This window comes from Rhizobium sp. 'Codium 1', assembly GCF_020889605.1.
In the GTDB taxonomy this organism is placed as follows: Bacteria; Pseudomonadota; Alphaproteobacteria; order Rhizobiales; family Rhizobiaceae; genus Allorhizobium; species Allorhizobium algae.
Map to the genome: position 1 here is coordinate 24,730 of NZ_JAJGPW010000008.1, position 26,806 is coordinate 51,535.

General features: G+C 62.6%; 23 protein-coding genes. 15 read left to right on the forward strand and 8 right to left on the reverse strand.

Going from position 1 to position 26,806, the window contains the following annotated elements; translation table 11 throughout:
- Position 1 precedes the first annotated feature (1 nt).
- Positions 2-1,609: an ABC transporter ATP-binding protein gene (locus LJE98_RS17560; RefSeq protein WP_229576504.1), complete on the forward strand. Its 1,608-nt coding sequence runs from the start codon at positions 2-4 to the stop codon at positions 1,607-1,609.
- Between the two features lie 37 nt (positions 1,610-1,646).
- On the opposite strand, the gene LJE98_RS17565 is transcribed toward LJE98_RS17560, so the two are convergent.
- Complete coding sequence (locus tag LJE98_RS17565) at positions 1,647-2,558, reverse strand: diacylglycerol/lipid kinase family protein (RefSeq protein WP_229576505.1); 912 nt, start codon at positions 2,556-2,558, stop codon at positions 1,647-1,649.
- A 247-nt stretch (positions 2,559-2,805) separates the two neighbouring features.
- On the opposite strand from LJE98_RS17565, the gene LJE98_RS17570 reads away from it, so the two are divergent.
- The gene (locus LJE98_RS17570) at positions 2,806-4,032 is read left to right on the forward strand and encodes an MFS transporter (RefSeq protein WP_229576506.1); all 1,227 of its coding nucleotides are present in this window, start codon (positions 2,806-2,808) and stop codon (positions 4,030-4,032) included.
- Positions 4,033-4,087: 55 nt separating this feature from the next.
- On the opposite strand, the gene LJE98_RS17575 is transcribed toward LJE98_RS17570, so the two are convergent.
- Complete coding sequence (locus tag LJE98_RS17575) at positions 4,088-4,561, reverse strand: Lrp/AsnC family transcriptional regulator (RefSeq protein ID WP_229576507.1); 474 nt, start codon at positions 4,559-4,561, stop codon at positions 4,088-4,090.
- A 128-nt stretch (positions 4,562-4,689) separates the two neighbouring features.
- Here LJE98_RS17575 and LJE98_RS17580 point away from each other — a divergent pair, with 128 nt between their 5' ends.
- Entirely contained in the window at positions 4,690-5,592 is a 903-nt protein-coding gene (locus LJE98_RS17580; RefSeq protein ID WP_229576508.1) for a DMT family transporter, read from the forward strand.
- A gap of 21 nt (positions 5,593-5,613) precedes the next feature.
- Here the strand turns inward: LJE98_RS17580 and LJE98_RS17585 are convergent, their stop codons facing one another.
- From LJE98_RS17585 to LJE98_RS17595, 3 genes are all read right to left on the reverse strand, one after another.
- Positions 5,614-6,021 carry a winged helix-turn-helix transcriptional regulator gene (locus LJE98_RS17585; RefSeq protein ID WP_229576509.1) on the reverse strand — a complete coding sequence of 136 codons (408 nt, stop codon included), beginning with the start codon at positions 6,019-6,021 and terminating at the stop codon, positions 5,614-5,616.
- A gap of 317 nt (positions 6,022-6,338) precedes the next feature.
- Positions 6,339-6,953, reverse strand: coding sequence for a L,D-transpeptidase (locus LJE98_RS17590; RefSeq protein ID WP_229576511.1), 615 nt, complete (start codon positions 6,951-6,953; stop codon positions 6,339-6,341).
- A 248-nt stretch (positions 6,954-7,201) separates the two neighbouring features.
- On the reverse strand, positions 7,202-8,866 hold the full coding sequence (locus tag LJE98_RS17595; RefSeq protein ID WP_229576513.1) for an electron transfer flavoprotein-ubiquinone oxidoreductase: 1,665 nt from the start codon (positions 8,864-8,866) through the stop codon (positions 7,202-7,204).
- 388 nt (positions 8,867-9,254) lie between these two features.
- On the opposite strand from LJE98_RS17595, the gene LJE98_RS17600 reads away from it, so the two are divergent.
- The 5 genes from LJE98_RS17600 to LJE98_RS17620 all read left to right on the forward strand — a co-directional run bounded on the left by LJE98_RS17600 (position 9,255) and on the right by LJE98_RS17620 (position 13,811).
- On the forward strand, positions 9,255-10,166 hold the full coding sequence (locus tag LJE98_RS17600) for an NAD(P)-dependent oxidoreductase (protein WP_229576514.1): 912 nt from the start codon (positions 9,255-9,257) through the stop codon (positions 10,164-10,166).
- A gap of 92 nt (positions 10,167-10,258) precedes the next feature.
- The gene (locus LJE98_RS17605) at positions 10,259-11,662 is read left to right on the forward strand and encodes an FAD-binding oxidoreductase (RefSeq protein WP_229576516.1); all 1,404 of its coding nucleotides are present in this window, start codon (positions 10,259-10,261) and stop codon (positions 11,660-11,662) included.
- A 92-nt stretch (positions 11,663-11,754) separates the two neighbouring features.
- The gene (locus LJE98_RS17610) at positions 11,755-12,540 is read left to right on the forward strand and encodes an SDR family oxidoreductase (protein WP_229576517.1); all 786 of its coding nucleotides are present in this window, start codon (positions 11,755-11,757) and stop codon (positions 12,538-12,540) included.
- A 114-nt stretch (positions 12,541-12,654) separates the two neighbouring features.
- Positions 12,655-12,897, forward strand: a complete 243-nt coding sequence (locus LJE98_RS17615; RefSeq protein WP_229576519.1) for a hypothetical protein — start codon at positions 12,655-12,657, stop codon at positions 12,895-12,897.
- Between the two features lie 116 nt (positions 12,898-13,013).
- Positions 13,014-13,811: a hypothetical protein gene (locus LJE98_RS17620; RefSeq protein WP_229576521.1), complete on the forward strand. Its 798-nt coding sequence runs from the start codon at positions 13,014-13,016 to the stop codon at positions 13,809-13,811.
- Between the two features lie 63 nt (positions 13,812-13,874).
- Here LJE98_RS17620 and LJE98_RS17625 read toward each other — a convergent pair whose 3' ends face one another.
- On the reverse strand, positions 13,875-14,072 hold the full coding sequence (locus tag LJE98_RS17625; RefSeq protein ID WP_229576522.1) for a hypothetical protein: 198 nt from the start codon (positions 14,070-14,072) through the stop codon (positions 13,875-13,877).
- Between the two features lie 260 nt (positions 14,073-14,332).
- Here LJE98_RS17625 and LJE98_RS17630 point away from each other — a divergent pair, with 260 nt between their 5' ends.
- The 4 genes from LJE98_RS17630 to LJE98_RS17645 all read left to right on the forward strand — a co-directional run bounded on the left by LJE98_RS17630 (position 14,333) and on the right by LJE98_RS17645 (position 17,419).
- Positions 14,333-15,625 (forward strand): Hsp70 family protein, encoded by a 1,293-nt coding sequence (locus tag LJE98_RS17630; protein WP_229576747.1) that lies wholly within the window; start codon positions 14,333-14,335, stop codon positions 15,623-15,625.
- A gap of 266 nt (positions 15,626-15,891) precedes the next feature.
- A complete protein-coding gene (locus LJE98_RS17635; protein ID WP_229576523.1) occupies positions 15,892-16,782 on the forward strand; it encodes a uracil-DNA glycosylase family protein in 891 nt (296 codons plus the stop codon).
- Positions 16,783-16,925: 143 nt separating this feature from the next.
- Positions 16,926-17,117: a hypothetical protein gene (locus tag LJE98_RS17640; RefSeq protein ID WP_229576524.1), complete on the forward strand. Its 192-nt coding sequence runs from the start codon at positions 16,926-16,928 to the stop codon at positions 17,115-17,117.
- A gap of 143 nt (positions 17,118-17,260) precedes the next feature.
- On the forward strand, positions 17,261-17,419 hold the full coding sequence (locus tag LJE98_RS17645) for a hypothetical protein (protein WP_229576526.1): 159 nt from the start codon (positions 17,261-17,263) through the stop codon (positions 17,417-17,419).
- A gap of 79 nt (positions 17,420-17,498) precedes the next feature.
- Here the strand turns inward: LJE98_RS17645 and LJE98_RS17650 are convergent, their stop codons facing one another.
- Positions 17,499-18,395 (reverse strand): hypothetical protein, encoded by an 897-nt coding sequence (locus LJE98_RS17650; protein WP_229576527.1) that lies wholly within the window; start codon positions 18,393-18,395, stop codon positions 17,499-17,501.
- A 329-nt stretch (positions 18,396-18,724) separates the two neighbouring features.
- Between LJE98_RS17650 and LJE98_RS17655 the strand changes: the two genes are divergently transcribed.
- Positions 18,725-19,960 carry an MFS transporter gene (locus LJE98_RS17655; RefSeq protein ID WP_229576528.1) on the forward strand — a complete coding sequence of 412 codons (1,236 nt, stop codon included), beginning with the start codon at positions 18,725-18,727 and terminating at the stop codon, positions 19,958-19,960.
- Positions 19,961-19,964: 4 nt separating this feature from the next.
- Here the strand turns inward: LJE98_RS17655 and LJE98_RS17660 are convergent, their stop codons facing one another.
- Positions 19,965-20,903, reverse strand: coding sequence for a DMT family transporter (locus LJE98_RS17660; RefSeq protein WP_229576529.1), 939 nt, complete (start codon positions 20,901-20,903; stop codon positions 19,965-19,967).
- A 508-nt stretch (positions 20,904-21,411) separates the two neighbouring features.
- Here LJE98_RS17660 and pepN point away from each other — a divergent pair.
- Both pepN and LJE98_RS17670 read left to right on the forward strand, forming a co-directional pair.
- Entirely contained in the window at positions 21,412-24,060 is a 2,649-nt protein-coding gene (gene pepN / locus LJE98_RS17665) for an aminopeptidase N (RefSeq protein ID WP_229576530.1), read from the forward strand.
- A 266-nt stretch (positions 24,061-24,326) separates the two neighbouring features.
- Positions 24,327-26,681, forward strand: a complete 2,355-nt coding sequence (locus LJE98_RS17670; RefSeq protein ID WP_229576531.1) for a PAS domain-containing sensor histidine kinase — start codon at positions 24,327-24,329, stop codon at positions 26,679-26,681.
- The last annotated feature ends 125 nt before the right edge of the window (positions 26,682-26,806 follow it).

The window sequence follows — 26,806 nt, forward strand, 5'->3', positions numbered from 1 at the left end:
CATGGACAACAAGACACACAATGAAACCGTGCTCGACGTTTCCAACCTCAAGGTGACGTTCGCGACACCCGACGGGACAGTCGAGGCGGTCAAGGGCATCAGCTTTTCGGTGAAGAAGGGCGAAACGCTCGCTATCGTTGGCGAAAGCGGCTCCGGCAAGAGCCAGACGATGATGGGCATCATGGGCCTGCTCGCCAAGAACGGCGATGTCAGTGGCACGGCTGTCTATGGCGGCAAGAACCTTGTCGGCCTCCCGCTGCGCGAGCTCAATCAGGTGCGCGGCGCGAAGATCACCATGATCTTCCAGGAGCCGATGACTTCGCTCGACCCGCTTTACCGGATCGGCAAGCAGATATCAGAGCCGCTGATCCATCATCGGGGCATGAGCAAGACGGAGGCGCGTGCCCGCGTCCTCGAGCTCCTGAAACTGGTCGGCATCCCCGATCCCGAGCGGCGCATAGACAGCTATCCGCACGAAATGTCAGGCGGCCAGCGGCAACGTGTCATGATCGCCATGGCCTTGGCCAACGAGCCGGACGTGCTGATCGCGGACGAACCGACGACCGCACTCGACGTCACCATCCAGGCGCAGATCCTCGATCTGCTCGCCGACCTGCAGAAGCGGTTCGGCATGGCGATCGTGCTGATCACACACGATCTCGGCGTGGTCAGGCATGTCGCCGATCGGGTCGCCGTCATGCGCAAGGGCGAGATCGTCGAAACGGGAAGCCGCGACGCGATCTTCGGCAGTGCCCAGCATGAATATACGAAAATGCTGCTTGCCGCCGAACCGACAGGTACCAAGCCTGCCCCGGCAGACGATGCTCCGGTGGTTCTGGAAGGGCGCAACGTGACTGTCGACTTCGACATCGGCAGCGGTGGGTTCCTGCGCCCCAACCGCACCTTCCGGGCGGTCGACCAGGTCAGCGTCCGGCTCCGTCAGGGGCAGACGATTGGCATTGTCGGCGAATCCGGTTCAGGCAAGTCGACACTCGGACGGGCTCTGCTGAAGCTGCTTGCAGCCGATGGCGCCTTCCGCTTCGAGACGGCTGACATCACCAGCCTCGACCGGGCCGGCATGCGCCCCTTCCGCAAACAGCTGCAATTGGTGTTCCAGGACCCCTACGGCTCGCTCTCGCCGCGCCAGACGGTCGGCGAAATCATCACCGAAGGCCTCTATGTGCATGAGCCCCAGCTCAGCCGGGCCGAGCGGGACGCCCGCGCCATCGCCGCCCTCAAGGAAGTCGGCCTCGATCCGGCGGCCCGCAATCGCTATCCGCACGAGTTTTCGGGTGGACAGCGGCAGCGCATCGCGATTGCCCGCTCGATGATCCTGAAGCCGAAGGTGGTGATCCTCGACGAGCCGACCTCCGCACTCGACCGTTCGGTCCAGCGCCAGGTGATCGAACTTCTGCGCGACCTCCAGGACAAGCATGGTCTGTCCTATGTCTTCATCAGCCACGACCTTTCGGTCATCAAGGCGATGTCGGACCATGTGATCGTCATGAAAAATGGCAAGATTGTCGAACAGGGGGCGACCGATGAGATCTTCGAACGCCCGCGGGAAGACTACACACGCGACTTGATCGCGGCGGCCTTCAGCCATTGAGAGCAATGGCGCCCGGGCTGTTCCGGGCGCCCTTCCCTCAGGCCACCGGCTGAGGTTTGAGGACTTTCAGTGCTGCGGCATGGATCTTGATCTCCACGTCGGCGGGCATGCGAAGCAGTTCGCCGTCCAGCACGCAGGCCGCTCCCTTGCGGTGCTTCGGGAAATGCAGAAGAATTTTCTGCGCCGTGGATGCAGTCACGGCGTCATTCTCCTTGAACTTGCCTCTGATGATGTCAAAGGCGAGCTTGCCCACTCCGGTCGGCTCAAGCGGATCGGCGACATAGACGCCAAGCTTGCCCGTATCCACCCGGTCCGCGAAGAACAGCGAATTGTTGCCCAGGGGGTTGTTGGAGACCGAGATCGCCGAGACCGGGCGCTCCTCGCCCTTGCCGTCCCCATCGATGTCGAAAACGACGTCGAAGCGAGGCGGATCGAGCATGACGCCGAAGGCAGCACTCGTGCTCGCCCGCATCTTGCCGAGACGGGAGGCGAAATCCATCTGGTTGCGCATGCGCACCATCCGGGCATGCAGACCGGCGGAAAACTGGTGGACGAAGGGGCGGCCATTGGCGGTCGAGATGTCGACATCGGCGATCTGGGCACTGGCGAGCACGTCGAGCACCTTCCAGATGTCGAGCGGCAGCGTCAGCGACCGGGCAAAGAGGTTCATCGTGCCGGCCGGGATGACGCCGAGCGGCAGTTTCGCCTTCCAGGCGACGGCCGCCGCGGTCGAAATGGTTCCGTCTCCACCTCCGGCGAGCATGGCCTCGATCCCTGGCGTTTCGGCGGCCCGATCCAGCGCCTCGACGATTTCGTCCCCGGCCACCACCGTGCAGTCGAGCTCATGCCCCCTTGCGGCAAAGGCATGGATGGCCTTCTCGCAATAGGTCTTCATGTCGGTGGTCTTGAAGGTACCACCGTCGCGATTGAGTACTGCCTTGATCTTCATCTCGCCCTTTCGCGGCCTGAACAGGCCAGAGCGCTAAACGCCCCGGCCTGTGAAAAGTTTCTCTGGAGCACAGATCAATAGCGTTTCAGCCATTTTCAAGGTTTGCGCCAAAAGCCTTTGCCGCAGCGCAGATCGATATGATACGCAACGATTCCCATTTCAGCCGGCTTTCGGGCCTTTCTTCCATAGCCGCTTCTTCGAGAAGCATTTGCGCCACGTGTTCCGCGCCGGCGCGCAGGGTATTTGCATGACCGATTGTTCGCCGCTGGGACAGCTTCTCGAAACCGATAGGCGAGAGCCACAAGCACCGACCGCCGCGACCGTGCTTCTCATCGAACTGGCGCTCGCTGCCGGTGGATTCGGGATCGGCACCGGCGAATTTGTCATCATGGGCCTGCTGCCGGAGGTTGCTCAGACCTATGGCGTGACTGTCCCCCAGGCCGGCCATGTGATCAGCGCCTATGCGCTGGGCGTTGTCATCGGCGCACCGATCATCGCGGCGCTGGCCGCCAAGCTACCGCGCAAGACGCTGCTTCTGATGCTGATGGGTCTCTTCGCCATCGGCAATTTCGCCAGCGCCCTTGCTACCGAATTCTCGGCCTTTACGCTGCTTCGCTTCGTCACGGGCCTGCCCCACGGCGCCTATTTTGGCGTGGCAGCCCTGGTGGCTGCATCCATGGCCCCACCGCATCGTCGAGTGCGGGCCGTCGGGCGCGTGATGCTGGGTCTCACCGTTGCCACCCTGATCGGCACGCCGATCGCCACGTTTTTCGGCCAGATAATGAGCTGGCGGGCCGCCTTCCTGATGGTGGCTGCAATCGGCGCGATCACGGTGGCGCTGATTGCGCTTTACCTGCCGAAGGACGAAGTGGCCGAAGGTGCGAGCATTCGCCGCGAATTGTCGGCCTTTGGTCGCCTGCAGGTCTGGCTGTCTTTCGGTGTCGCCGCCGTCGGCTTCGGCGGCATGTTCGCGATCTTCAGCTATATTGCGAAGACCGTGACCGATACGGCCGGCCTCCCGGCCAGCATGGTTGCCGTGGTTCTCGCCCTTTTCGGAATCGGGATGAATGTCGGCAACATCGTCGGCAGCCGGATGGCAGACTATTCGCTGAAGGGCACGATCGGCGGCATGCTCGCCTTCAATATCGTGCTGATGACCGTCTTCTCGCTGACAGCGCACAATCCCGTCATGCTGTGTGTCTGCGTCTTCCTGACAGGCTGCGGTTTTGCCGCCTGCCCGGCCGTTCAGACGCGGCTGATGGATGTCGCAGCCGACGCCCAGACGCTCGCCGCCGCAACCAACCATTCTGCCTTCAACATCGCCAATGCGCTTGGAGCATGGCTTGGCGGTCTGGTCATCGCGGCAGGCTATGGTTACGGCGCCACCGGCTATGTCGGCGCTGTTCTCTCGGCCTTCGGCCTGATCATCTTCGTAATTTCGGTGGCGCTCGAAAAGAAGCCGGCACGGGCCTGAGTGCCTCTTCCTCGAGCAAACCCGGTTCGGTGATACGGCGCTTTCCATCCTGTCATCAGGATCGCGCGGGAAGCTTCAGCGGCGCCCCGGTCTTGATGCTCCGGATGGCAAAGTTCGACCGGATGTCGGTGACATTCGGCAGGACGAGAAGCCGCTCGGTCAAGAGTGCCTCATAGGCGGATAGGTTTTCCACAACGACCTCCGCCAGGAAATCCGACTCACCCGATGTCATGTAGCAGGCGACCACTTCTGGGATGTCGAGCAGGGCCTGTTGCAGCGTGTCCGCATTTTCCCGGGTGTGCCGGGCCACTTTGAAGGCCACGAAGACGGTGAGTTCGAGCCCGAGCGCGCGGCGATCAAGATCGGCGCGGTATCCCCTGATGATGCCGCTCTCCTCCATCTGGCGAACCCGCCTCAGGCACGGCGATTGCGAAAGCCCAACCTTGTCGGCGATCTCGACATTGGTGGTGCGTGCATCGTCCTGGAGCAGCCCCAGGATGGCATGGTCGAATTTGTCCAGCTTTGGCATAAGTGATCATTTTCGGAGAAATAATTGACGAATTCTGCCATTTTCCTATCGCCACGGGGCAAAAATGGCAAGGACATGCCTGATCGGCAGCCGTAGAATAGCGGCAACGAACTCGTCTGGAGCCCAGCATGTCCATCGTCGGCGTCTCTCCCATCCCCGACTCGCGCCGCTCGGCGCTTGGTGCCCTGTCCGCACTCTCCGTCGTTCTCATCTGGGCTACCTGGCTGGTCTCCACCCGCCACAGCGTCGGCGCCGGACTTGGGCCGGTCGATCTGAGCCTGTTGCGCTATGGCATTCCGGCGCTGGTGCTTGCACCGGTCTGGTGGCGAACCGGCCTCTTTCCCAAGGGCGCCACAGGCGCGCTTGCGCTGATGGTCCTCGGATCCGGGGCGCCCTTTTTCCAGATCGTCGCCTTCGGCTTGCGCCACACACCTGCGTCTGCGGCCGGGGTCCTGCTACCGGGACTGATGCCGCTTGCGGTTGCCCTGATCGGGATATTGTTTCTCGGAGAGAAGCCGGACCGCTGGCGCAAGCTCGGCATGCTGGCAATTCTCGCGGGCGGCGGTGTCCTCTTGTTCGGCAATCTCGGTGGCGACGGACTGGGCTGGATCAGCTTCGTCATCCTGCCGATCGGGGCGACCCTTTGGGCCGTCTACACGCATGCCTTCCGGCGCAGCGGTCTCAATGCCTTCGAGGGTGCGGCGCTGATCTGCGTCTGGTCGACGATCTTCAACCTCGCCGCCCTGCCTTTCGTGGGCACACAATTCCTTTCGGCCCCTGCAGGGGAAATTGCCTTGCAGGCTGTCACGCAGGGCCTCCTGTCCGGTCTTGTCGCAACGCTGCTCTACGGCACTGCGGTTCGAACCCTCGGCGGCACGCAGGCCGCAGCCTATACGGCGATCACGCCGGTGGCAGCGGCAATCGGTGGAACGCTCTTCCTTTCGGAACCCCTTGGTACAGCGACCATTGTGGCGGCTCTCGTCACCGGGCTGGGCGTCCTCTTGTCCACCGGCCTTCTGTCTCGGCGTTGATTACGCGGAGCCCTCAGGGGCTCAGGCGGCAGAACGCATGATTGCGGCGCTGCCGACCGGGTGCAGACTGGGCTTTGGTGCCCCACCTTCGACGGAGACAAGATTCTCCTGACCCCAGCGGCCGATCGCCTGGATGACAGGCTCGAGGCTGCGTCCGAGCGGGGTCAGCGAATAGTCCACCCTTGGCGGCACGACGGGATAGACCGTGCGGGCGACGAGCCCGGCCAGTTCCATATCCCTCAGCTGCTTCGAGAGCATGCGGTGGGTGATCGCCGGAAGGCGCTTGCAGATTTCGTTGAAGCGGAGGACCTCGTCACGCAGGAGATGGTGGAGGATGACGCCCTTCCACTTGCCGTCGAGAAGCTGGAGGGTTGCCTCGATCTGGGAACCGCCGAGGTCCGACATTCCGGCGTTCGTATCGCGAGCCATGTAAAATCCTTTCTCAAATCCTAGACGCGGCCGGAGCCCGGCACGTCTGTTCCCACTTAGACCCAGCCGGAGGTCGCGCAAAGGCTCGAACCGGTTGGACTTGGTCGACACAGTGTCAACAGGAGGTTCGACGCATAAGCGCGCCGAAAAGTTTCATTGCGGGGAGATTGAGGCAAAGTCGCGAGGCAAAAGGAGCGATTTCGCAGACGTGAGTATACGTGAGAGGTTACGGGCCCTCGCCACGCGGTATTCAAAGAGACGTGGCGCCGATCGGAGACCGGCGCCACGAGATGGGATCAAACGGATCGACGGTGCGATCAGGCCTGCATGACGATGACCTTGGAGCCGACCTTCACACGTTCGTAAAGGTCGATCACGTCGTGGTTCATCATGCGCACGCAGCCGGAAGACATGGCCTGCCCGATCGACCAGGGCTGATTCGTACCATGCAGACGGAACAGCGTGTCGTTGCCACCGCGATAAAGATACATGGCGCGCGCACCGAGTGGGTTGTTCGGGCCGCCGGGCAGTCCGCCCGCATATTTCAGATTCTTTTCCGGATCGCGGCGGATCATGTTCGGCGTCGGCGTCCAGGTCGGCCATTCGGCCTTGCGGCCGACATAGGCATTGCCCGCAAGCGCATAGCCGTTGCGTCCAACACCGATGCCATAACGCATGGCGCGACCATCGCCGAGCACATAGTAGAGCCGCCGAGCCGGGGTGTCGACGACAACCGTTCCGGCCGGATGCGACGTTTCATAGGCCACTTCCTGCCGGCGCAGCTCCGGCTTGATCTTCTCGATCGGCACCTTCTTCAGCGGATGCGGCTCGTCCGGCACGTCACCATACATGGCTTGCTGGTTGGGCATGGACTGGCAACCGGCCAGAAATAGCGGCAGACCGAACAGGAGACCGCGGCGCGAAATGGTCATGATTCAGAGGTCCTCGGCAAAGCGATTCGTTACCGTGAGCCTAGAAATTCATGGTTAATGGCGGGTTAAATCCGCGGATGACCGTTAAGATAGATGGCGAAGAAGAGGCAGCGTCCGTGCAGCGCTCATGCATATTTGAGCAATGAAAAAGGCGGCCTCTCGACCGCCTTTTCTACTCACATGTTCGGATAGACCGGGCCATCGCCGGACACTTCTACGGTGGTCCGTGCGGTCCGGCTCCCAAACATTTACATGTTCGGATAGACCGGCCCTTCGCCACCTTGCGGCGGCACCCAGGTGATGTTCTGGTTCGGGTCCTTGATGTCACATGTCTTGCAGTGGACGCAGTTCTGGGCGTTGATCACGAAGGTCTGGTCACCGTCCTTCTCGACCCATTCATAGACGCCCGCCGGACAGTAGCGTGTCGACGGACCGGCATAGACCTCGAGTTCGGAGCGCTTCTGCAAGTCCATGTCCTTCACCTTGAGATGGACCGGCTGATCTTCCTCATGATTGGTGTTGGACAGGAAGACCGAGGAGAGACGATCGAAGGTGAGCACACCATCCGGCTTCGGATAGGCGATCGGCTTGTGATTTGCCGCCGGTTCCAGCGATTCCGCATCGGTCTTGCCATGTTTCAGCGTGCCGAACAGGGAGAAGCCGAGCAACTGGTTCATCCACATGTCGAGGCCGCCGAGCCCGACGCCGAGCGCTGTGCCGAGCTTGGACCAGAGCGGCTTGACGTTGCGCACCCGCTTCAGATCCTTGCCGATATCGGTCGAACGCCATTCGTTTTCGATCTCGATCGGCTCGTCATTGGCGCGACCGGCAGCGATTGCGGCCGCGATCTTGTCCGCCGCCAGCATGCCCGAAAGCACGGCGTTGTGGCTGCCCTTGATGCGGGGCACGTTGACGAGACCGGCGGAACAGCCGATCAGCGCGCCGCCGGGGAAGGAAAGCTTCGGCACGGACTGGTAGCCGCCCTCGGTGATTGCACGGGCGCCATAAGACAACCGCTTGCCGCCTTCGAAGGTCTTCGCGATCGCCGGGTGGGTCTTGAAGCGCTGGAATTCCTCGAACGGGTGGAGATAGGGGTTCTTGTAGTTCAGGTGCACGACGAAACCGACTGCGACCATATTGTCTTCAAGGTGATAGAGGAAGGAGCCGCCACCGGTCTTCATTCCGAGCGGCCAGCCGAAGGAGTGCTGCACGAGGCCCGGCTTGTGGTGCTCGGGCTTGACCTGCCAGAGCTCCTTGAGGCCGATGCCGAACTTCTGCACGTCGCTGTCGCGCGACAAATCGAACTTGGCGATCAATTGCTTGGCGAGCGAACCGCGCACGCCTTCGCCGATCAGCACATATTTGCCGAGCAGTTCCATGCCGCGCGTGTAGGCCGGGCCCGGCTCGCCGTTCTTCTCGACGCCCATGTCGCCGGTTGCGACACCGATCACGGCGCCTTCGTCATTGTAGAGCACTTCCGCTGCTGCAAAGCCCGGATAGATTTCGACGCCGAGCGCTTCCGCATGGGCGCCGAGCCAGCGACAGACATTGCCGAGCGAAACGATGTAATTGCCGTGATTGCTCATCAGCGGTGGCATCAGCATATTGGGCAGACGGACCGAGCCAGCGGGGCCGAGGAACAGGAACTGGTCGTCGGTTACTTCCGTCTTGAACGGATGGTCGGCTTCCTCCCGCCAGCCGGGGATCAGCTTGTCGACTCCGACAGGATCGACCACGGCACCGGAGAGGATATGCGCACCGACTTCGGCGCCTTTTTCGAGCACGACGACGGTCAGGTCCGGATTGACCTGTTTCAGCCGGATCGCCGCCGACAGACCCGCCGGGCCTGCGCCCACGATCACGACGTCGAATTCCATGCTTTCGCGTTCAGGCAGTTCCATCTCGGTGCTCATCGGTCGTTCCTCGCCAGGCGGTGCTTTCCGCCCTCCTCCTTGACAAAACCCAGCCGGATTGTCGAGCCGAAGCGCGACGCGCCGAGGCGCAAATTCCGGCAGGGCGGTGTGAAGTCGCAGAATATCTTACGTGCACGTAAGGGTCAATCTGTCGATTGCGCCCCGCGGCATGCTGTCTGGGCAGGAGGCCGATCGGGGTACTGGCTGCACTGGAGCGCTCATCATCAGGCGGGGCCATGCAGCAAGACTGGATGACCATGACGGCGAGAAAAAATACTGCGGACCTGTTCTCTCCGCGTCATCTGGTGTCGCTGGCCCAAATCTGCCTTTGAACAGCTTGCGGCTTTATCGCAGTCTCTCGACAAAACGCCAGCAGGGGAACTCATACATGGCACTTACATACGGTTTTATCGGGCTTGGTCATCTCGGCCGCCATCTCGCAGGCAGCCTCGTGCGCGGCGGCTTCTCCGTCATCGTTCACGATCTCGACCCCGACAACGCCAAGGAACTGTTGGCCGCCGGCGCCCGTTTCGCGGCAGATCCGCAGGCCGTGGCAGAAGCCGCCGATGCCGTTATCACCTGCTTGCCGTCGCCCAGGGTCAGCGAACGGGTGCTGACAGGAGAGCGCGGCATCCTCAAGGGTCTCAAACCCGGCGGCACCTGGATCGAGATGAGCACACTCGACGAGCAGGAAGTCCTGCGGCTCGGCAAGATCGCAGCCGATGCCGGCGTGCGCATGCTGGAATCTCCCGTCACCGGCGGCGTCCACCTGGCTGCGTCCGGGGAAATCACCGTCATCATCGGTGGCGACAGCGATCTCTACGATCTGCATCTCCCTGCCTTCCAGGCCATGGGCAACCAGATCTTCCGCGCCGGCCCGCTCGGCAAGGCCTCGGTGATCAAGGTGATCACCAACATGCTCGCCTTCATCCACCTGATCGCCACCGGCGAGGCGCTGATGCTGGCGAAGAAGGGCGGCATAGACCTCACCGATGCCTTCAACATCATCAAGGCCTCCTCGGGCAACAGCTTCGTGCACGAGACCGAGGGCCAGGTGATCCTCAATGGCAGCTACAACATCAATTTTACCATGGATCTCGCCGTCAAGGATCTTGGCTTCGCGCTCGGCTTCGGCCGCGATTTCGGCGTGCCGCTCGACCTTGCCTCCCATGCGCTTCAGACCTTCGTCCGTGCCCGCGCAGCCTACGGCGGCGACGCCTGGTCATCGCAGGTGGTGAAGCTCCTGGAGGATGCGACCGGCACAGACCTGCGCGCACCGGGCTTTCCGGCAGAGCTCTGAGAGACGTGAAGAGGTCTGGAATGACAGCGGGATGACTTGCGGCGACCGGAATTTCCAGCGAAGAAGCCGCAAACAGATCAGGCTCTCTCCGCATGTCTTCGCATCCGACTTTATCACCGACAGACCTCGCCCGCGCCCTTGACGGCCTGCATCGGGACCTGCGGATCCTCGGCCCCGATGCCCTTGCCGGCCGACATCCCGGCGAAGACCCGGCGAACCTTGACGCCAGCGTGATGGCGCAGCCCGCCTCGACGGAAGCGGCTGCCGCGCTGATTTCCTGCTGCCGGGCCAACCATGTGGCGATCGTTCCGCAGGGTGGCCTGAGCGGCCTCGTCGGGGGAAGTGTGAGCCGTGCCGGAGAGGTCATCCTGTCCAGCGCCCGGCTCAACCGGGTCATCGCCATCCGCGCGGAAGAAGAAACCGTCGAGGTGGGCGCCGGGGTGACGCTCGAAGCGCTCCAAGCGGCGCTCGCACCGCATGGCCTGACGACCGGCATTGATCTCGGCTCGCGTGGCTCGGCCACGATCGGCGGCATGGTCTCGACCAATGCCGGCGGCATTCTCGCCTTCCGCAATGGCGTCATGCGCCACCAGATCCTCGGCCTCGAAGTTGTCCTGCCCACGGGCGAGGTCCTTTCCGACATGACGCGGGTGGTCAAGGTGTCTGCCGGCCCCGACCTCAAGCAGCTTTTCATCGGCAGCGAGGGCGCTTTCGGCTTCGTCACGCGGGTCGTGCTGAGGGTGGAACCGATCCGGCCGCATCGCTCCGTCGCTCTGCTCGGCGTTGCGAATGCCGCCCGTGCACTGCAGGTCGCTGCATGCTTGCGTCGGCACCCGACGCTTCAGCTCGAAGCCGCAGAGATGATGTGGCCGCGCTACGTGCGCGATCATGCGAGCGTCAAGGGTTTCGACCTCTCCTGGCGGGAGGAGGATGCCGCCGTGCTGCTCGTCGAAGTCTCCGGCGACAGCGCGGACGCAGCGACCGCGCAGCTCGAGGAAGCGCTCGCCGATCTCTGGGAGGAGGCGGATCTGAAAGGCGGGATCGTCGCCCAGACGACCGACCAGGCGCGCCGATTCTGGGACCTGCGTGAAGATTCGGGCTTCTACTTCGCGGCCTTCCCGAACGCGCCCTCCTTCGACGTGTCCATGCCGCCGTCTTCGCTCGATGTCTATGTCGCCGATGTCACCGCACGCCTCGCAGCCATCGGCAACGGCCTCGACGCCTATGTCTACGGCCATATCGCCGATGGAAATCTGCATATCGCCATTGCCGCCCCGGGCCCTTTGCCCATCGACCTGAAGGCGCTTGCGGAAACGGCCGTCTATGCCGGCATCACGTCATCGGGTGGCAGTTTCTCCGCCGAACACGGCGTCGGACTCGACAAGCGCTTGGCCTATCTCGCCCATGTTGATCCGGTGAAACAGGCGCTCGCCCGACAGATAAAGGCGATGCTCGATCCGGACATGCTCTTCAACCCGGGCAAGGCGCCGTTCTGATTTCGGTTCATGCGCTGATTGTCGGGGTTCCGGTCCGCGGCCTCGCTCGATAGAGTGCGCGAAGACACATTGCATCAGACAAGGACACCATCATGGATCTCGGTATTTCCGGCAAGCGCGCTCTCGTTCTCGCCGCATCGCGCGGCCTCGGCCTCGGCATCGCGAAAGCGCTCGCAGCAGAAGGCGCACATGTGCTCATCTGCGGACGCACCGAGGAGAAGCTGAAGGCCAATGTCGACGCCATCAAGGCTGCCGGCGGCAAGGCGGATTACGTGGTGGCGGACCTCGCCGACGCCCATTTCGTCGATCAGATGCTGCAGGCGGTGCACAATACGCTTGGTGGCATCGACATCCTCGTCAACAATACCGGTGGCCCGACGCCCGGCACGGCCGAGGAGATGGACGCCGAAAAGCTCTACAACTTCTTCCAGTCCATGGTCGTGCGCGTCATCACGCTCACCAATGCGCTCACGCCCCTGATGAAGACACAAGGCTTCGGCCGCATCCTGACTGTCGCCTCGTCCGGCGTCTTCGAGCCGATCCCCAATCTGGCCCTCTCAAACACCCTGCGCGGCGCCCTTGTCGGCTGGAACAAGACACTGTCCTCCGAACTCGCATCCTATGGCGTCACCGCCAACATGTTGCTGCCAGGCCGCATCCATACGGACCGGATCGACGAGCTGGATGGCGCCAACGCCAAGCGCACGGGACGCAGCCTCGACGAGGTCCGCGCCTCCTCGGTCAAGTCGATCCCCGCCCAGAGGCTGGGCAAGGTCGAGGAATTCGCCGCCGCCGCCGCCTTCCTCTGCTCGGTCCCGGCCAGTTACGTCACCGGAACCATGCTGCGCGTCGATGGCGGGGCGGCCCATTCGATCTGAGGACGGGCGTGAGCATGCGTTGCCGGCATCATTTTCGCATTGTCTAAAATGAGAGCGATCGGCTGAACGGGATCGCAATCTCTCGCGTTTACTCCCAGGTGAGAAACCTGGGAGATGAGAGTTCCCGTGATGACCGATGCCGGACATGAAGCCCGGCTGCTGCTGGCACTCGTCCCAGCCGCTCTCGTAAGCGATATCGAGCCTGTACCAGAAGAGCGCGCGCGCCTCCCGCGCTCTCGAAACGCCAGTCATGGCCGGATCATCGATCACTTCCTGACCAAGCTCGAAACATTCGAAAACGAGCACGTTCCGCTCGATGGACCGCCAATGGCCGCGCGTCTCTATCTGGACGTCTGAGCCTCTCCCCGAGCCGGTGGTATTTGACACAAACTGAACAGACGAAAGCGACGTTTGTTCAATGGATTGCTTGTATTAGCCCTGCCAACAATGCAACTCCAACCTCATGGCCAAACATGCTCGCCCCATTGCTTTTCGGTTCAGGCTCATCCGGGACCAACAACTCGTCGTCCTCCAGCTCCTCAAACGCCGGCTCGACATCGTCCCCCGGTAGCAGCACGTCGGGCTCGACATCTTCACCTTCGCCGTCGGAGACACCGGCTTCATCCTATCAGGAGCCGGAGACGACAGAACCCGGCGATGTCGACGACGGGACCTATCAGCCCACGCCTGCCGAAGAACCGATCGCCGAGCAACCGGATGCAGAACCCGTCGGCGACGACGCGGATACGGAGACTGCGCCTGAGAGCGCTGGGCAAAGTACCGGATCCAACAATGGCGTCGCCGCGGACGACACCAGTTCGGGCTCCGGCGCGCAGGTTGACGACACAGCCGACACCATGCCTCCGGCGAGTGAAGCCGATCAGGCGTCCGATGCCGAGACCGATGACAATGCCTCGTCCGGCACGCCCTCCCCTGCTGCCAGCGATCGGGAAGCTGCGCCGGCCGTCGTTGATCGCGTCAAATCAGCCGAGGATGACATCGAGGCTGCGGCCCTTGCCGCATATCGCGGGGAGCCCGCTGCGCCGCAGAGGGGCAATGCCGTGTTCAGAGAACGCCTCACAGCTCTGGTCGACCAAAGCCTCAATCGCGGACGAGACAGGGCGCTGGAAGTGTCCCAGGCCCGCATCATCGCCGGCCTGCTATCCGGTGCCGATGACCCGAAGGCATCGGCCAGGGCTACCCTCGCGCTCGATCCGCAACGCCAGACTGTCGACGTGGCCGACGTGGTGAAGGTCTATAAGCAGGCGTGACCACACGGTCATAAACGGAAAAAGGCCCGTCGCATGGCGGGCCTTTTTTCATGCGCTTCGGCATCACCGACGGCGCAGCAGCACAAGCCCTCCCAGGCCGGCCACGGCAAGGATTGCGCCGTAGAGGATCCAAGGGCGCTGATCGATCATGAAGCTCGACGCCGGATAGGGGAAACTGCCGGAACCCTGCCCGATCCAGAGGAAACCCGTCAGGATGGCAAGGGCGGCAAGGCAATGCAGAATGGCGCGCGCGGGTGACATTTTGCGGGTTCCAGAGTCGGCCAAGCATAGTCCGGCAGCAAACGAACCGCCAGTACGGCTGATTCTCCGGCCGGCTGCCATCCCCTAGCGCAAACCCTGGAGCGCAGACCGGCCAGATCCGCACGCGTCACAAAATGGTCGCTTGCCCTTGCCCGTCCCCTGTGGCATCAGGCGCCCTCTTTCATTCCTCGGCACCGCCGAGCAGCGCCGGTCCGCCGGCTTTCACAGACATCCGACACAGGAACAAGGGGGCGATGGCCATGGCTCAGGCGCTGGGGCTCGATTTCGGCACGACCAATACCGTGATCGCCGTCGCGGAAAGTGGAGACGACACGCGCTCGGTCTCCTTCACCTCGCCGGCCGGTACCACCGACAGCATGCGCACCGCGCTCTCCTTCCTGAAAGATCCACAGCTTGGTGCCGGCGCGCTCAAGGTCGAGGCAGGCCAGGCGGCCATCCGCACCTTCATCGACAATCCCGGCGATTGTCGTTTCCTGCAGTCGATCAAGACCTTTGCGGCCTCCGCCCTTTTCCAGGGCACGCTCGTCCACGCCCGCCGATTCCAGTTCGAGGACCTGATGGAGGTCTTCCTGAAGCGTCTGCAGGCCTATGGCGGTGAGGGATGGCCCGAAGGTGCCAAGCGCCTCGTTGCCGGCCGCCCCGTGCATTTCGCCGGCGCCAGCCCCGATCCGGCCCTTGCCGTCACACGCTACAACGAGGCGCTGACGCGGCTCGGCTTTCCTGAAATCCATTATGTCTATGAACCGGTCGCGGCCGCCTTCTATTTTGCCCGCACGCTGAAGCGCGATGCCACCGTCCTTGTTGCCGACTTCGGCGGCGGCACGACCGACTTTTCGCTGATCCGGTTCTCGACCGAAGCCGGCAAGCTGAAGGCCACGCCGATCGGCCAGTCCGGCGTCGGCATCGCCGGCGACCAGTTCGACGCCCGCATCATCGACCAGCTCGTCGCTCCGGAGATCGGAAAGGGCAGCCAGTTCAAGAGCTTCGGCAAGCTTCTCGATGTTCCCAGCAACTACTACCTCGCCTTCTCCCGCTGGAACCAGCTTTCCGTCTTCAAGACACTGAAGGAATTCGCCGACTTGAAATCGCTGGTGCGCCAGGCCGAAGAGCCGGAAAAACTGGAGCTCTTCATCGACCTGATCGATCACGACGAGGGTTATCCGCTCTACCAGGCGGTCTCGGCCACCAAGATGGCCCTGTCCTCGTCCGAGGAAGCCGAATTCCGTTTCGCTCCGCTCGGCAAGGCCGGCGAGAAGCGCGTGACACGCCGCGATTTCGAAAGCTGGATTGCCGAGGACCTCGCCCGCATGGAAGAGGCGCTCGACGACGTACTGACGGCGACCAACACGCCGGCGGAAACGATCGACAAGATCTTCCTCACTGGCGGCACATCCTTCGTGCCCGCCGTGCGCGACATCTTCCATCGTCGCTTCGACGCAAGCCGGATCGAGACCGGCGGCGAACTCGTCTCGATCGCGCACGGGCTTTCGCTGATCGGCGAACGCGACGACATCGAGCAATGGGTGGCGTGATGCTCCGCTTCTTCCCTTCAGATGGAGGGGAGACGCAAGCCTCTGCGTGGTTTGATGTGGCGGATTGCCGGTATAGGGCTTTCCGCCCTTTCTCATCCGGAAACACCTGAAGCAGCGGATCTCGCAGGATCGAGGCCAGCCAGAACCCACCCGCCCTCGTCATTCGAGGGTCGCTGCTGCTTCTGCCTCTGGATGAACACTTGTCGTTCGGGCGGGCCCTTGCTTTCCATTTGCCTTCCGCCGTCCGAACGCACTAGAACGGGATGATGATCCAAGCCTCCGACATGACGCCCGCTGAACTCGCAGCGCTTCTCGCATTCCATGCGGAAGCCGGCGTTGAATGGCTCGTGGAAGACGCGCCGGTGGATCGGATTGCAGCGTTCCAGGCGGAGAAGGCAGCGCGGCAGGTAACGCGGCCGACAGCCGACGCGCCGGCGCAAAATGCCCCCTCCCGGACGGCACCCGCGCGCGGAGCACCGCCCTCCGAGCGGCAGCCGTCGCGGGCACAGCCGTCCCAGGGGTCCGCCCTGCCCGCCATTCCCGATGAAAATGCCGTGGCCGAGGCGCGCTTCGCCGCCGAGAGCGCCCGTTCGCTCGCCGAGCTGAAAACCGCCATCGAAGGCTTTGCCAGCTGCAATCTGAAGACGTCTGCCCGCTCGACGATCACTGCGATGGGAAGCGGCACTTCCGGCATCATGGTGATCGGCCCGATGCCGAATGCCGATGACGACCGCGAGGGACATGCCTTTTCCGGACGTGCCGGTCTGCTGCTCGACCGCATGCTGTCGGCCATCGGCCAGACACGTGACAGTGTATTGATCTCGACCGTGATCCCGTGGCGACCACCTGGCGATCGCATGCCGTCCACACCGGAAACCGCCATCTGCCGCCCCTTTATCGAGCGGCAGATCGCGCTGGCCGAACCCCGCTTCGTCCTCGTTCTCGGCAATTTCGCCGCCCGCTTCTTCCTCGGCGAGACCGGGACGATCCACGCGCTTCGGGGCAAATGGCGCGAGATCGGCGCCGGCGGTCATGCGGTGCAGGCCATGGCCACGCTGCATCCGCAGGAACTGCTCGCCGCTCCCGCGAGCAAGGCGCTCGCCTGGATGGACCTGCTCGCATTCTCCGAGCGCCTGGATCCGCCGCAAAACGGCTAAAGATTCGTCAACGTTAACAAATTATGACGGCAGCCATGCAAATGACGCAAGGCAGGATCGCGGCGGTGTTCATTGCCGAATCTATGCTGCACTGCGATATATAGAGTCGAAAGTGGGAGGGACACTTTTAAAGGAAGACCGCCGTGAGCCTTCGCACCCGCCCCATCCACTGCAAGTTCGAGACGTTGCGTCTCGCCGGCGACCATGGTCGCACGACAAGCCCCTACAATCGGGGAACCAGCGGCGCTTGCTCTGAACAGCTGAGCGCACGGCATTCCGGCCAAGCCGGCCGCATCGCCCGCCCTGCCTCCGTTTTCGCCGATTTCCGCGCCTGATAAGATTACGGACAAGCCGCCTCATCTGGCGTCTTGCATCGAGCGCATATCAGGGCTTCCGATTTGTGCGTTGCAATATAAGTTCAATCATGAACAGATACACGTGCTGAAATCGATATGCATGTAGAGCAGAGGAGACGTCCATGAGCATCTCGTTCCACCCCGTCCGCAGCCTGCGCCAGGCCATGCATCAGATCGGCCACGCCGTCAGTGCTTCGGAAGAGCTGTCGACTGCAGCGCGCAAGCGACAGATGGTTCAGGCCCGTGGAGAACAGCGCGCCTTGCAGCCTCTCGGCTTCTGATCGCGTCAAGAACCGTCTGAACTTGTCACAAGACCCGCCTCACGCGGGCCTTTTTGCATGGTGGGTCGGCTGCGGGGCCTTAGAGACCGCCGACTGCGCCGAGGCGCGGTTCATGCTTTCCCAGGCGAACGGGCCCGCAGACCCTTTCATAGGCAAAATCGACGATGGAGAACTTGATCGCCTGCCAGCCGCAATATTCATCGAGGAAGTCACGCCTGAGGACGCAATGATTGCGGTCGCCGTCTGGCCAGTAGAGGCAGCCAGCCTCCACCGCCCGGCGGAATAGCCGCTGCAGGTGGGTGCGCGATATCATGAAGTGCTCGGCCATCAGGCGCGCGTCGATGCGGCCGATATTGTAGCCTTCGCCGTCGGGTTCCAGCTCCATGGCACGGCGAACGAGTTCGTCCATTACGAGGCCCCCAGCCTCTGTCCAGAGGAAAAGAGCCACGCGCGACGGAGGTTCCAGCCAGCTCGGGTGCAGACAGGCGCGACGGGCAATCTGCGGCTGGATCCGCCGAAAGAGGTCCGGCTGCGCCGCCAGCGTCGCCGTCCGGTCGCCACCGTCCAGCTGGTCGAGAAGCTGCAGATTTGTGACCAGCCATTGGTGCATGGCCAGCGTCGGTATCTCGGTCGCCTCGTACCGCTTGGGTCGCCGGTTCGGATCGCCGACGATACGGACGAACTTGTAGCTCAATAACTGATCGAGGAAATTCAGCACCGTGTTGCGGCTGGCCGCGTTGTTGGAGGTGATGATCTCGCGCAGATTGGTGGTCGTGAGCCCGCTGCCCGGCTGCAAGGGATCATATTCCAGCTGCAGCGCAAAGGCCGCCTGGCTGAGCAACCAGCGCTGATGGGAGGCAAGCATGCGCGAAAGCCGCGGGCTCTGGTCGAACTGGCCGCGAAGCTCGGCGGCATAGACCCGCAAGGCCGGAACGAAGTGAGGATGGTCGAGGATATCGCCTGCAGAGAGCGTCATCGTGCCCTCCTGAATGGTCCGATCCATGCCAGATGGGAGCGATCACACACAATGGACGACCCCTCTTGCGAGTGCCCGGCCTTCTGCCGTGTCGTATCCGTCTGCCCCATATGCTTCCCTTGGTGGTGAAAGGCCGATGGCCGGCCGCTTTTCCCCGGAATATCAACAGCGTAAACGAAATCCTTACGAACTTTCAATCAATTATTGCCTATAGCCATGCGAGAAGATGCATCGCCGCCCGCAAATGCGGCGCATTGCGTCGTATCCGAAATTTCACGCAGGCAGCATTGCTGGCACAATTTCCGTTCAGAGAGCCCGGGGGAGGCCCAATGCTGTCCAGTCTCGCATCGATCGCCACCCTGATGATGTCGACCCTCATGATGATGGCCGGCTTCGGTCTGATGAGCTACATGCTGCCGATCCGCTCGCTCAGCGAAGGCTGGTCGACCTTCATCATCTCGGTCATCGCCACCGGCTACACCTTCGGTTTCACGGTCTCCTGCGTCGTGACGCCAATCTTCGTGCGCCGCGTCGGGCATGTCCGGGTTTTCGGCGCGCTGATCACGCTGCTGACCGTCTCGATCCTGCTTTGCGCTCTTGTGGTCGAATGGTGGGCCTGGACGATCTTCCGCGGCCTTTCCGGCTTCGCCATTGCCGGTGCCTATCTGCTGGTCGAGAGCTGGCTCAACGAACGCGTGACCAACGAAAATCGTGGCGCGCTCTTCTCCGTCTACATGGTCACCTGTCTCGTCGGCTCGATCGGCGGCCAATATATCGTGCCGCTCGGGGACGTGAATGCACCCGACCTGTTCATCGTCTGCGCCTTGATCTTTTCGCTCGCGCTCTTTCCCGTGGCGCTGTCGACTGCAAAGTCACCGAGCCCGATCGCAGAGGCGCGTTTCGACCTCAAGCGTCTCTATCGCCGTTCTCCGATCGCCTTTTTCGGGTCGCTGCTGACAGGTGCCCTGTCGGGCACCTGGGGCAGTCTTGGCGGCGTCTATTCGCAGAGCATTGGCATGAACACCGCGCAAGGCGCCACGCTGCTTGCGGCCTTCCTCGCGGGCGGTGCCATCTCGCAGGTGCCGATCGGGCGTGTCTCCGACCGCTTGGATCGCCGCTTTGTGATGATTGCATGCGGCCTTTTCGGTGTCGGCGCCTGCGGCATGATGTTGGCCTTTGGTGCCGAGGACCCGACAGCCGTCTATATCGCCGGCTTCTTCGTCGGCACGGTGCTCTACCCGATCTATTCACTGAACGTTGCGCATGCGAACGATCTTGCCGAACCACATGAATATGTGACGCTGTCCAGCGGCATCATGATTCTCTACGGCTTGGGCACGGTCACCGGTCCGCTGATGGCCGGAACGCTCATGCAAGGGCTGGGTCCGAGCGCCCTGATCGCCTTCCTCGGCTCCGGCTTCGCGCTCTATGCCGGCTATGCCGCCTGGCGTATCACGCGTCGTCCCGATACCGTCACACCGGAAGAGAAGGCCGACTTCCAGGCCACGATCGTGCCGATGCAGGGCGCCGACAACGCCTCTCCGATTGCCGAGGTAGAGAGCTGACGTTTCAGCCCTGGGGCGTTGCAGCCTTGCGGGCCGCCCGGCGCTCAAGGCCGAGCTGGTGTTCGCGGTAGATGATGAAGATGCCGGCTCCAACCACGATCGCCGCCCCGATCAGGGTCGTCATCGTCGGCACTTCGGAAAACAGCATATAGGCGGCGATCGAGCCGAGAATGATCGAACAATATTCGAAGGGCGCGATCGTCGAGACGTCGGCGAAACGATAGCTCTCGGTGAGAAAGATCTGCCCCAGTCCGCCGAAAATGCCGGCCAGCGCCAGAAGTCCCAGCGACCACCACGAGAGTTCCGCCCAGCCGAAGAACCAGCTGAGCGCCGAGAGAAGGGCCGCCGTCAGCGAAAAGAAGAGGACGATGGTCGAGGTCTTCTCCTCGCGCACGAGCTGGCGGACCTGCAGCATGGCGCCTGCTCCCAGCATAGCGGAAATCAGGACGGCCACGGCGCCCGCTGCCGCATCGGAACCGAGGCCCTCCTCGCCGAACAAGGTGAGCTTGGGAAGAGATATGATCAGGACCCCGACGAGCCCGATGACGACCGCTGTCCAGCGATATAGCCGGACGGTCTCCTTCAGGAAGACCGAGGCAAAGACGACCGCCAGGAGCGGCATGGCATAGCCGATCGCAATCGCATCCGGTAGCGGCAGATGCACCAGGCCATAGAAACCGGCCCCCATCGCACAGACGCCCAGCAGGCCGCGCTTGATGTGCCCGACGGGGTTGTTCGTCTGCATGGCCTGGCGCAATTCGCCGCGCCAGGCGAGATAGCCGAGGATCGGCAGGATGGCGAAGGCCGAGCGGTGAAAGCTGATCTGGCCTGGCGGGATGCCGCTGCCGGCGAGCTTGATGCAGGTCTGCATGGCGACGAAGACCGTGACCGAACAGACTTTCAGCACAATGCCGCGGAGGGGATCTGGATCGGCAAAAGCCATATTCGTGAAATCTTGGGGCAAGCTGCGCCGGGGCGCAGTGAATGGGAAGCGGCAACGGTCTCGCCGGTGACTCGACAGGTGACCAGCATGCATGCCGGCCGCATCTTCGCAAGCCCCGTATTTCGCCAGAGGCGCACCCAGGAATAGACTGAGATCACGGGCTATTTCGGCAAATGGCGTTGATGCCACGCTCAAGCCGAGAAATCGTCTTGCCTCTGGGGCGTCTCGCCATCAATGCGCCTGCAGCGTCACCCGGCGTGACCAAGCGTCACCCTCCATGACTTTGTCTCGTCCAAGATCAGTTTGACTATTCTTGGACTTCGCCCCGCATCGACCCGGTTTCAACGAAGAAAATTGGCCCACGCGTTAAGTCCATCATCAAAATTATCTCATGTTTTAATAATCGTTCAGAAATTGCTGCAATCATCGCCCGCAACTTGAGCCATTCGGTTGAGCGCTTTCTCCGCGCGCATTCTGGTGGCCAACCCCGCAGCGACCAGGACACATTATGCGCACAGATACGGGCCGGATCGTTCATCTGGCAGACTACCGCCCCACCGACTTCGTTCTGGAACGGGTTGATCTGACCTTCGAACTGGACCCGACGGAAACCAAGGTGGAAGCCCGCCTGATCTTCCATCGGCGGGAAGGCGTCGATGCCAATGCGCCTCTGGTGCTCGATGGCGACGACCTCACCATGACGAGCCTGCTTTTCGACCAGATCGAGATGGATCCTGCACGCTATACCGCTGCACCCGAGAGCCTAGTTATCCGCGACCTGCCGGAATCGGTTCCCTTCGAGATCACCGTCGTCACGATGATCAATCCGGAGGCCAATACCCAGCTGATGGGTCTCTACCGTTCGAACGGCATCTACTGCACCCAGTGCGAGGCCGAAGGCTTCCGCCGCATCACCTATTTTCCCGATCGTCCCGATGTGCTCGCCGTCTATACGGTCAACATCATCGCCGACAAGGCCGCCAATCCGCTGCTCTTGTCCAACGGCAATTTCCTTGGGGGTGCCGGTTTCGGCCCGGACAAGCATTTCGCCGCCTGGTTCGACCCGCATCCGAAACCGTCCTACCTTTTCGCACTGGTCGCCGGTGATCTCGGCATCGTCGAAGACACGTTCACCACCATGTCCGGCCGCGAAGTCGCGCTGAAGATCTATGTCGAACACGGCAAGGAGCCGCGTGCGGCCTATGCCATGGATGCGCTGAAGCGCTCGATGAAGTGGGACGAAGAGGTCTTCGGCCGCGAATACGATCTTGACATCTTCATGATCGTCGCTGTCTCCGACTTCAACATGGGGGCCATGGAGAACAAGGGCCTCAACATCTTCAACGACAAGTATGTGCTTGCCGACCCCGAGACCGCGACCGATCAGGATTACGCGAATATCGAGGCGATCATCGCGCATGAATATTTCCACAACTGGACCGGCAACCGCATCACCTGCCGCGACTGGTTCCAGCTCTGCCTGAAGGAAGGCCTGACGGTCTACCGGGACCACGAGTTTTCGGCCGACATGCGCTCGCGCTCGGTCAAGCGCATCGCAGAAGTCCGCCACCTGCGCTCGGAGCAGTTCCCGGAGGATGCCGGTCCGCTCGCTCATCCGGTCCGCCCGACAAAATACCGCGAAATCAACAACTTCTACACGACGACCGTCTATGAGAAGGGCTCGGAGGTCACCCGCATGATCGCGACCATTCTCGGCCGCGACGATTTCAAGAAGGGGATGGACCTCTACTTCGAACGCCACGATGGCGATGCCTCGACCGTCGAGGATTTCGTCAAATGCTTCGAGGATGCGAGCGGCCGCGATCTCACCCAGTTCGCCCTCTGGTATCATCAGGCCGGCACGCCACAGATCACCGTGTCCTCGGCCTATGACGCCGGTGCCAAGACCCTGACGCTGTCGCTGGAACAGATGATCCCGGCCACGCCCGGCCAGAGCGCCAAGGAGCCGATGCACATCCCGCTGCGCTTCGCACTCATCTCCGAAAACGGCTCCGGGGCCACGGCTTCCGGCATTTCCGGCGGCGAGGTCACCGGCGAGGTCCTGCATCTGACCGAACGCGCCCAGAGCTTCACCTTTTCCGGCATCGGCAGCCGCCCGGTCGTGTCGCTCAACCGCGGCTTCTCGGCCCCCGTCACCCTGCACTTCTCGCAGAGCGCCGAAGACCTCGGCCATATCGGCCGCCACGACAGCGACCTCTTCGCCCGCTGGCAGGCCATCACCGATCTCGCCCTGCCGGTCCTGACGGATGCCGCCAAGGGCGCCCGCGAGGGACAGGCGATCACGACCAGCGCGTCCTTCATCGAGGTGCTGCTGGCTGTCGCTGCCGACGAGCAGCTGGAGCCCGCGTTCCGCGCGCAGGCGCTGAGCCTGCCGAGCGAAGCCGACATTGCCCGCGAGCTCGGCGGCAACAATGACCCCGATGCAATCCATGCCGGTCGCCAAGCCGTGCTGTCCGCCATCGCGACCGCAGGCGTCGAGGTCTTCCGCACACTCCATGAAGCCCATTCGGCCTCCGGCCCCTTCACACCGGATGCGACAGGCGCCGGCAAGCGTGCTCTGAGAAACATTGCGCTCTCGTTCCTGACGATTGCCGAGAATTCCCCGGCCCTGTCCGCGGCAGCCTTCGCCAGGGCCGACAACATGACGGACCTGTCGCAGGCCCTCACCATCCTCACCCATCGCTTCCCGGATTCGGCCGAAGCGATGGATGCACTGGCCGCCTTCGAAACCCGCTTCGCCTCGAATGCGCTGGTGCTCGACAAGTGGTTCTCGATCCAGGCGACAATCCCGGGATCGGGAAGCCTCGACCGGGTCAAGGCCCTCATGGGAAGCCCGCATTTCGCGCCGACCAATCCGAACCGGGTCCGCTCGCTCGTCGGCACCTTCGCCTTCGGCAATGCGACCGGCTTCAACCGTGCAGACGGTGCGGCTTACGACTTCTTCGCCGAGCAGATCCTCGCGATCGACCCGCGCAACCCGCAGCTCGCCGCACGTCTCCTGACCGCGCTCCGGTCCTGGCGCCTGCTCGAGCCCGCGCGTGCCGAGAAGGCGCGCACCGCGCTGGCCGCCATTGAAGCGTCCACGTCGCTTTCGACGGATGTGCGCGACATCGTCGACCGCATCCTCAAGGGCTGACCAGGCCATCATTGCACTCAAAAAAGGCGCCGGCCAAAACCGGCGCCTTTTTCATGCGAACCTGTTTCATCGGGCCCACATCACCAGCTAATTTTCCATCAGATTCAGCCGCTTGTCAGACCGCCAATAAAAAAGAGGAGTCGGAGCAAGGGGTTAATATTTTCTTTACCCACCCACTCTGGACAAGGCGAATCGGCCATGATTCCTTGGCGTCAGATTCGGGCGAGCGGCGCTAACGAATCGCACGAGGGATAGAGGCAGGGACGATGTTGGACGCGCGGCGGGTCACCGCAGCCGATGAGCGGCTGCGCATCAAATTTTCGGACATGGGGGCATTCTTCGGGCGCGTCGGCGATGCGTTGTTCGGCGCGTCGTCATCCAGTCCTGGGCAAGGAGCGATCCGTTCGCGGCGGATCGAGACGATCCTGCGCCGGGCCATTCCGATCCTCATCCTCGCCTTTCTCGCTGTTGTGGCGCTGGCCCGGACCATCGGGATCGTCAACGAGTACCAGCGCATGGAAGTGTCCGTGCGCCAGTCGACGGCGCTGATCGCTGCGACGGCCAGTGCCGTCTTCGACGAAAGGGTCGCCCTCTTCGAAATGCGCGACCGCGCCGAAGCCGAGAAGCGCCTCGCCACGTTCCTCGATCGCGGACATTTTGCCAATGGAGCCTTCGTGCTCCTGATCGATCCGGCCGGCCGGGTATTTGCGGCTTCTCCGGAGGCAGCGGCCCAGGTCGGCCTGTCCCTGTCGAGCCTTCTGCCAGAAGTCATGATCTTCCGGCAATCCGGCAATCGCACCGGCGCCTTCGACACCGAACTGAACGGCATACCGCATCATGCGATCTTCACGCCGATCGGCACGGACGGCGCTCTGATCGTGACCGCCCACACGCTTCAGGCCGTCGGCGATTTCTGGCGCCGCGAGCTTTCGCTGAACACGACGCTCTTCACTTGCATCACCGTCATCCTCTTCGTCATCCTCTACGCCTATTTCTACCAGGTGAAACGGGCACGCGAGGCGGACGACACCTTCCTGGAATCCAATCTGCGCGTCGAGACCGCGCTCGCCCGCGGGCGCTGCGGTCTCTGGGATTTCGACCTCGAAAGCCGCAAGCTCGTCTGGTCGAGCTCGATGTACGAGATGCTGGGCCTTGCTCCTTCCTCCCAGCCGCTCACCTTCGCCGATGCCGCCCGCCTCATGCATCCCGATGACGGCAATCTCTATGCGCTCGCCCGCTCCGTCGGCCGTGGCAGCTCACGCCATATCGACCAGATCTTCCGCATGCGCCACGCCCAGGGCCATTATGTCTGGATGCGCGCCCGAGCCCAGATCATCTCGACCAGCACCGGCGAACTGCATGTCATCGGGATCGCCATGGATGTGACCGAGCAGCACCGGCTCGCCCAGCGTTACGCCGAAGCCGACCAGCGCCTCGCCGACGCCATCGAATGCACCTCGGAAGCCTTCGTGCTCTGGGACAAGAACGACAAGCTGGTGGCCTGGAATGGCCATTTCCAGAAGGTCTATGGTCTGCCCGATGCCGTGCTCGTTCCGGGCAAGGAGCGCGCCCTGGTGCTTGCTGCAGCCGACAAGCCGATCATCCAGCGCCGGATCGCCGATGCCGACGACGGCACCAATTCCCGCACCTCGGAAGTCCAGCTCGCCGACGAGCGCTGGCTGCAGATCAACGAGCGCCGCACCCGCGACGGCGGCCTTGTCTCCGTCGGCACCGACATCACGCTGCTCAAGCGCCATCAGGAACGGCTGCGCGAACAGGAACGGCGCCTGATGGCCACGATCGGCGATCTCTCCGCCTCGCAGAAGATCCTGGAGCGCCAGAAGACCGAACTCTCCGACGCCAACGAGAAGTATCTCGCCGAAAAACAGAATGCCGAAGCCGCCAACAAGGCAAAATCGGAATTCCTCGCCAATATGAGCCACGAGCTCAGAACACCGCTCAACGCCATCCTCGGCTTCTCTGAAATCCTGCTCGCCGGCATGTTCGGCCCGGTCGGCTCGCCGAAATACGAGGAATATGCCAAGGACATCCACGAAAGCGGCAAGCACCTCCTCAACGTCATCAACGACATCCTCGACATGTCGAAGATCGAGGCGGGCCAGATGAAGATCCGCTGCGAAACGATCGATCTGTGCCCGCTGATCGAAGAGAGCATGCGACTCACCGCGATCCCGGCCGAAGAGAAAAACATCACTGTCGAGCAGCGCGTCGAGGACGGTCTCTCCCTGATCGCCGATCGTCGCGCGATCAAGCAGATCCTCCTCAACATCCTCTCCAACGCCGTCAAGTTCACCGACGATGGCGGCAAGATCGCTCTGCGGGCCCGCAAGGTCCAGGGCGCCGTAATCGTCTCCATCGCAGACACCGGCATAGGCATTCCGAAGAGCGCGCTCGGCAAGATCGGCAACCCCTTCGAACAGGTGCAGAGCCAGTATGCCAAGTCGAAGGGCGGCTCGGGCCTCGGGCTTGCCATCTCCCGCTCGCTCGTTGCCCTGCATGGCGGCTCCCTGAAGATCCGCTCGCGCGAAGGCCTGGGCACGGTCGTTGCGCTTCGCATCCCCGACGTCATCGTCGCGCAAGGTCTCAAGCGCCGCGCCTGACACGCATCGCGCGCATGTTCACCCGCTGGTAACCCTTCCCGCCGAATAGACGGCCCGACTTACCCATCCGTAAGAGTCGCCGGGCCATGACAGGCTCGGGACAATCCGGTTGAATGCCGGTGGAC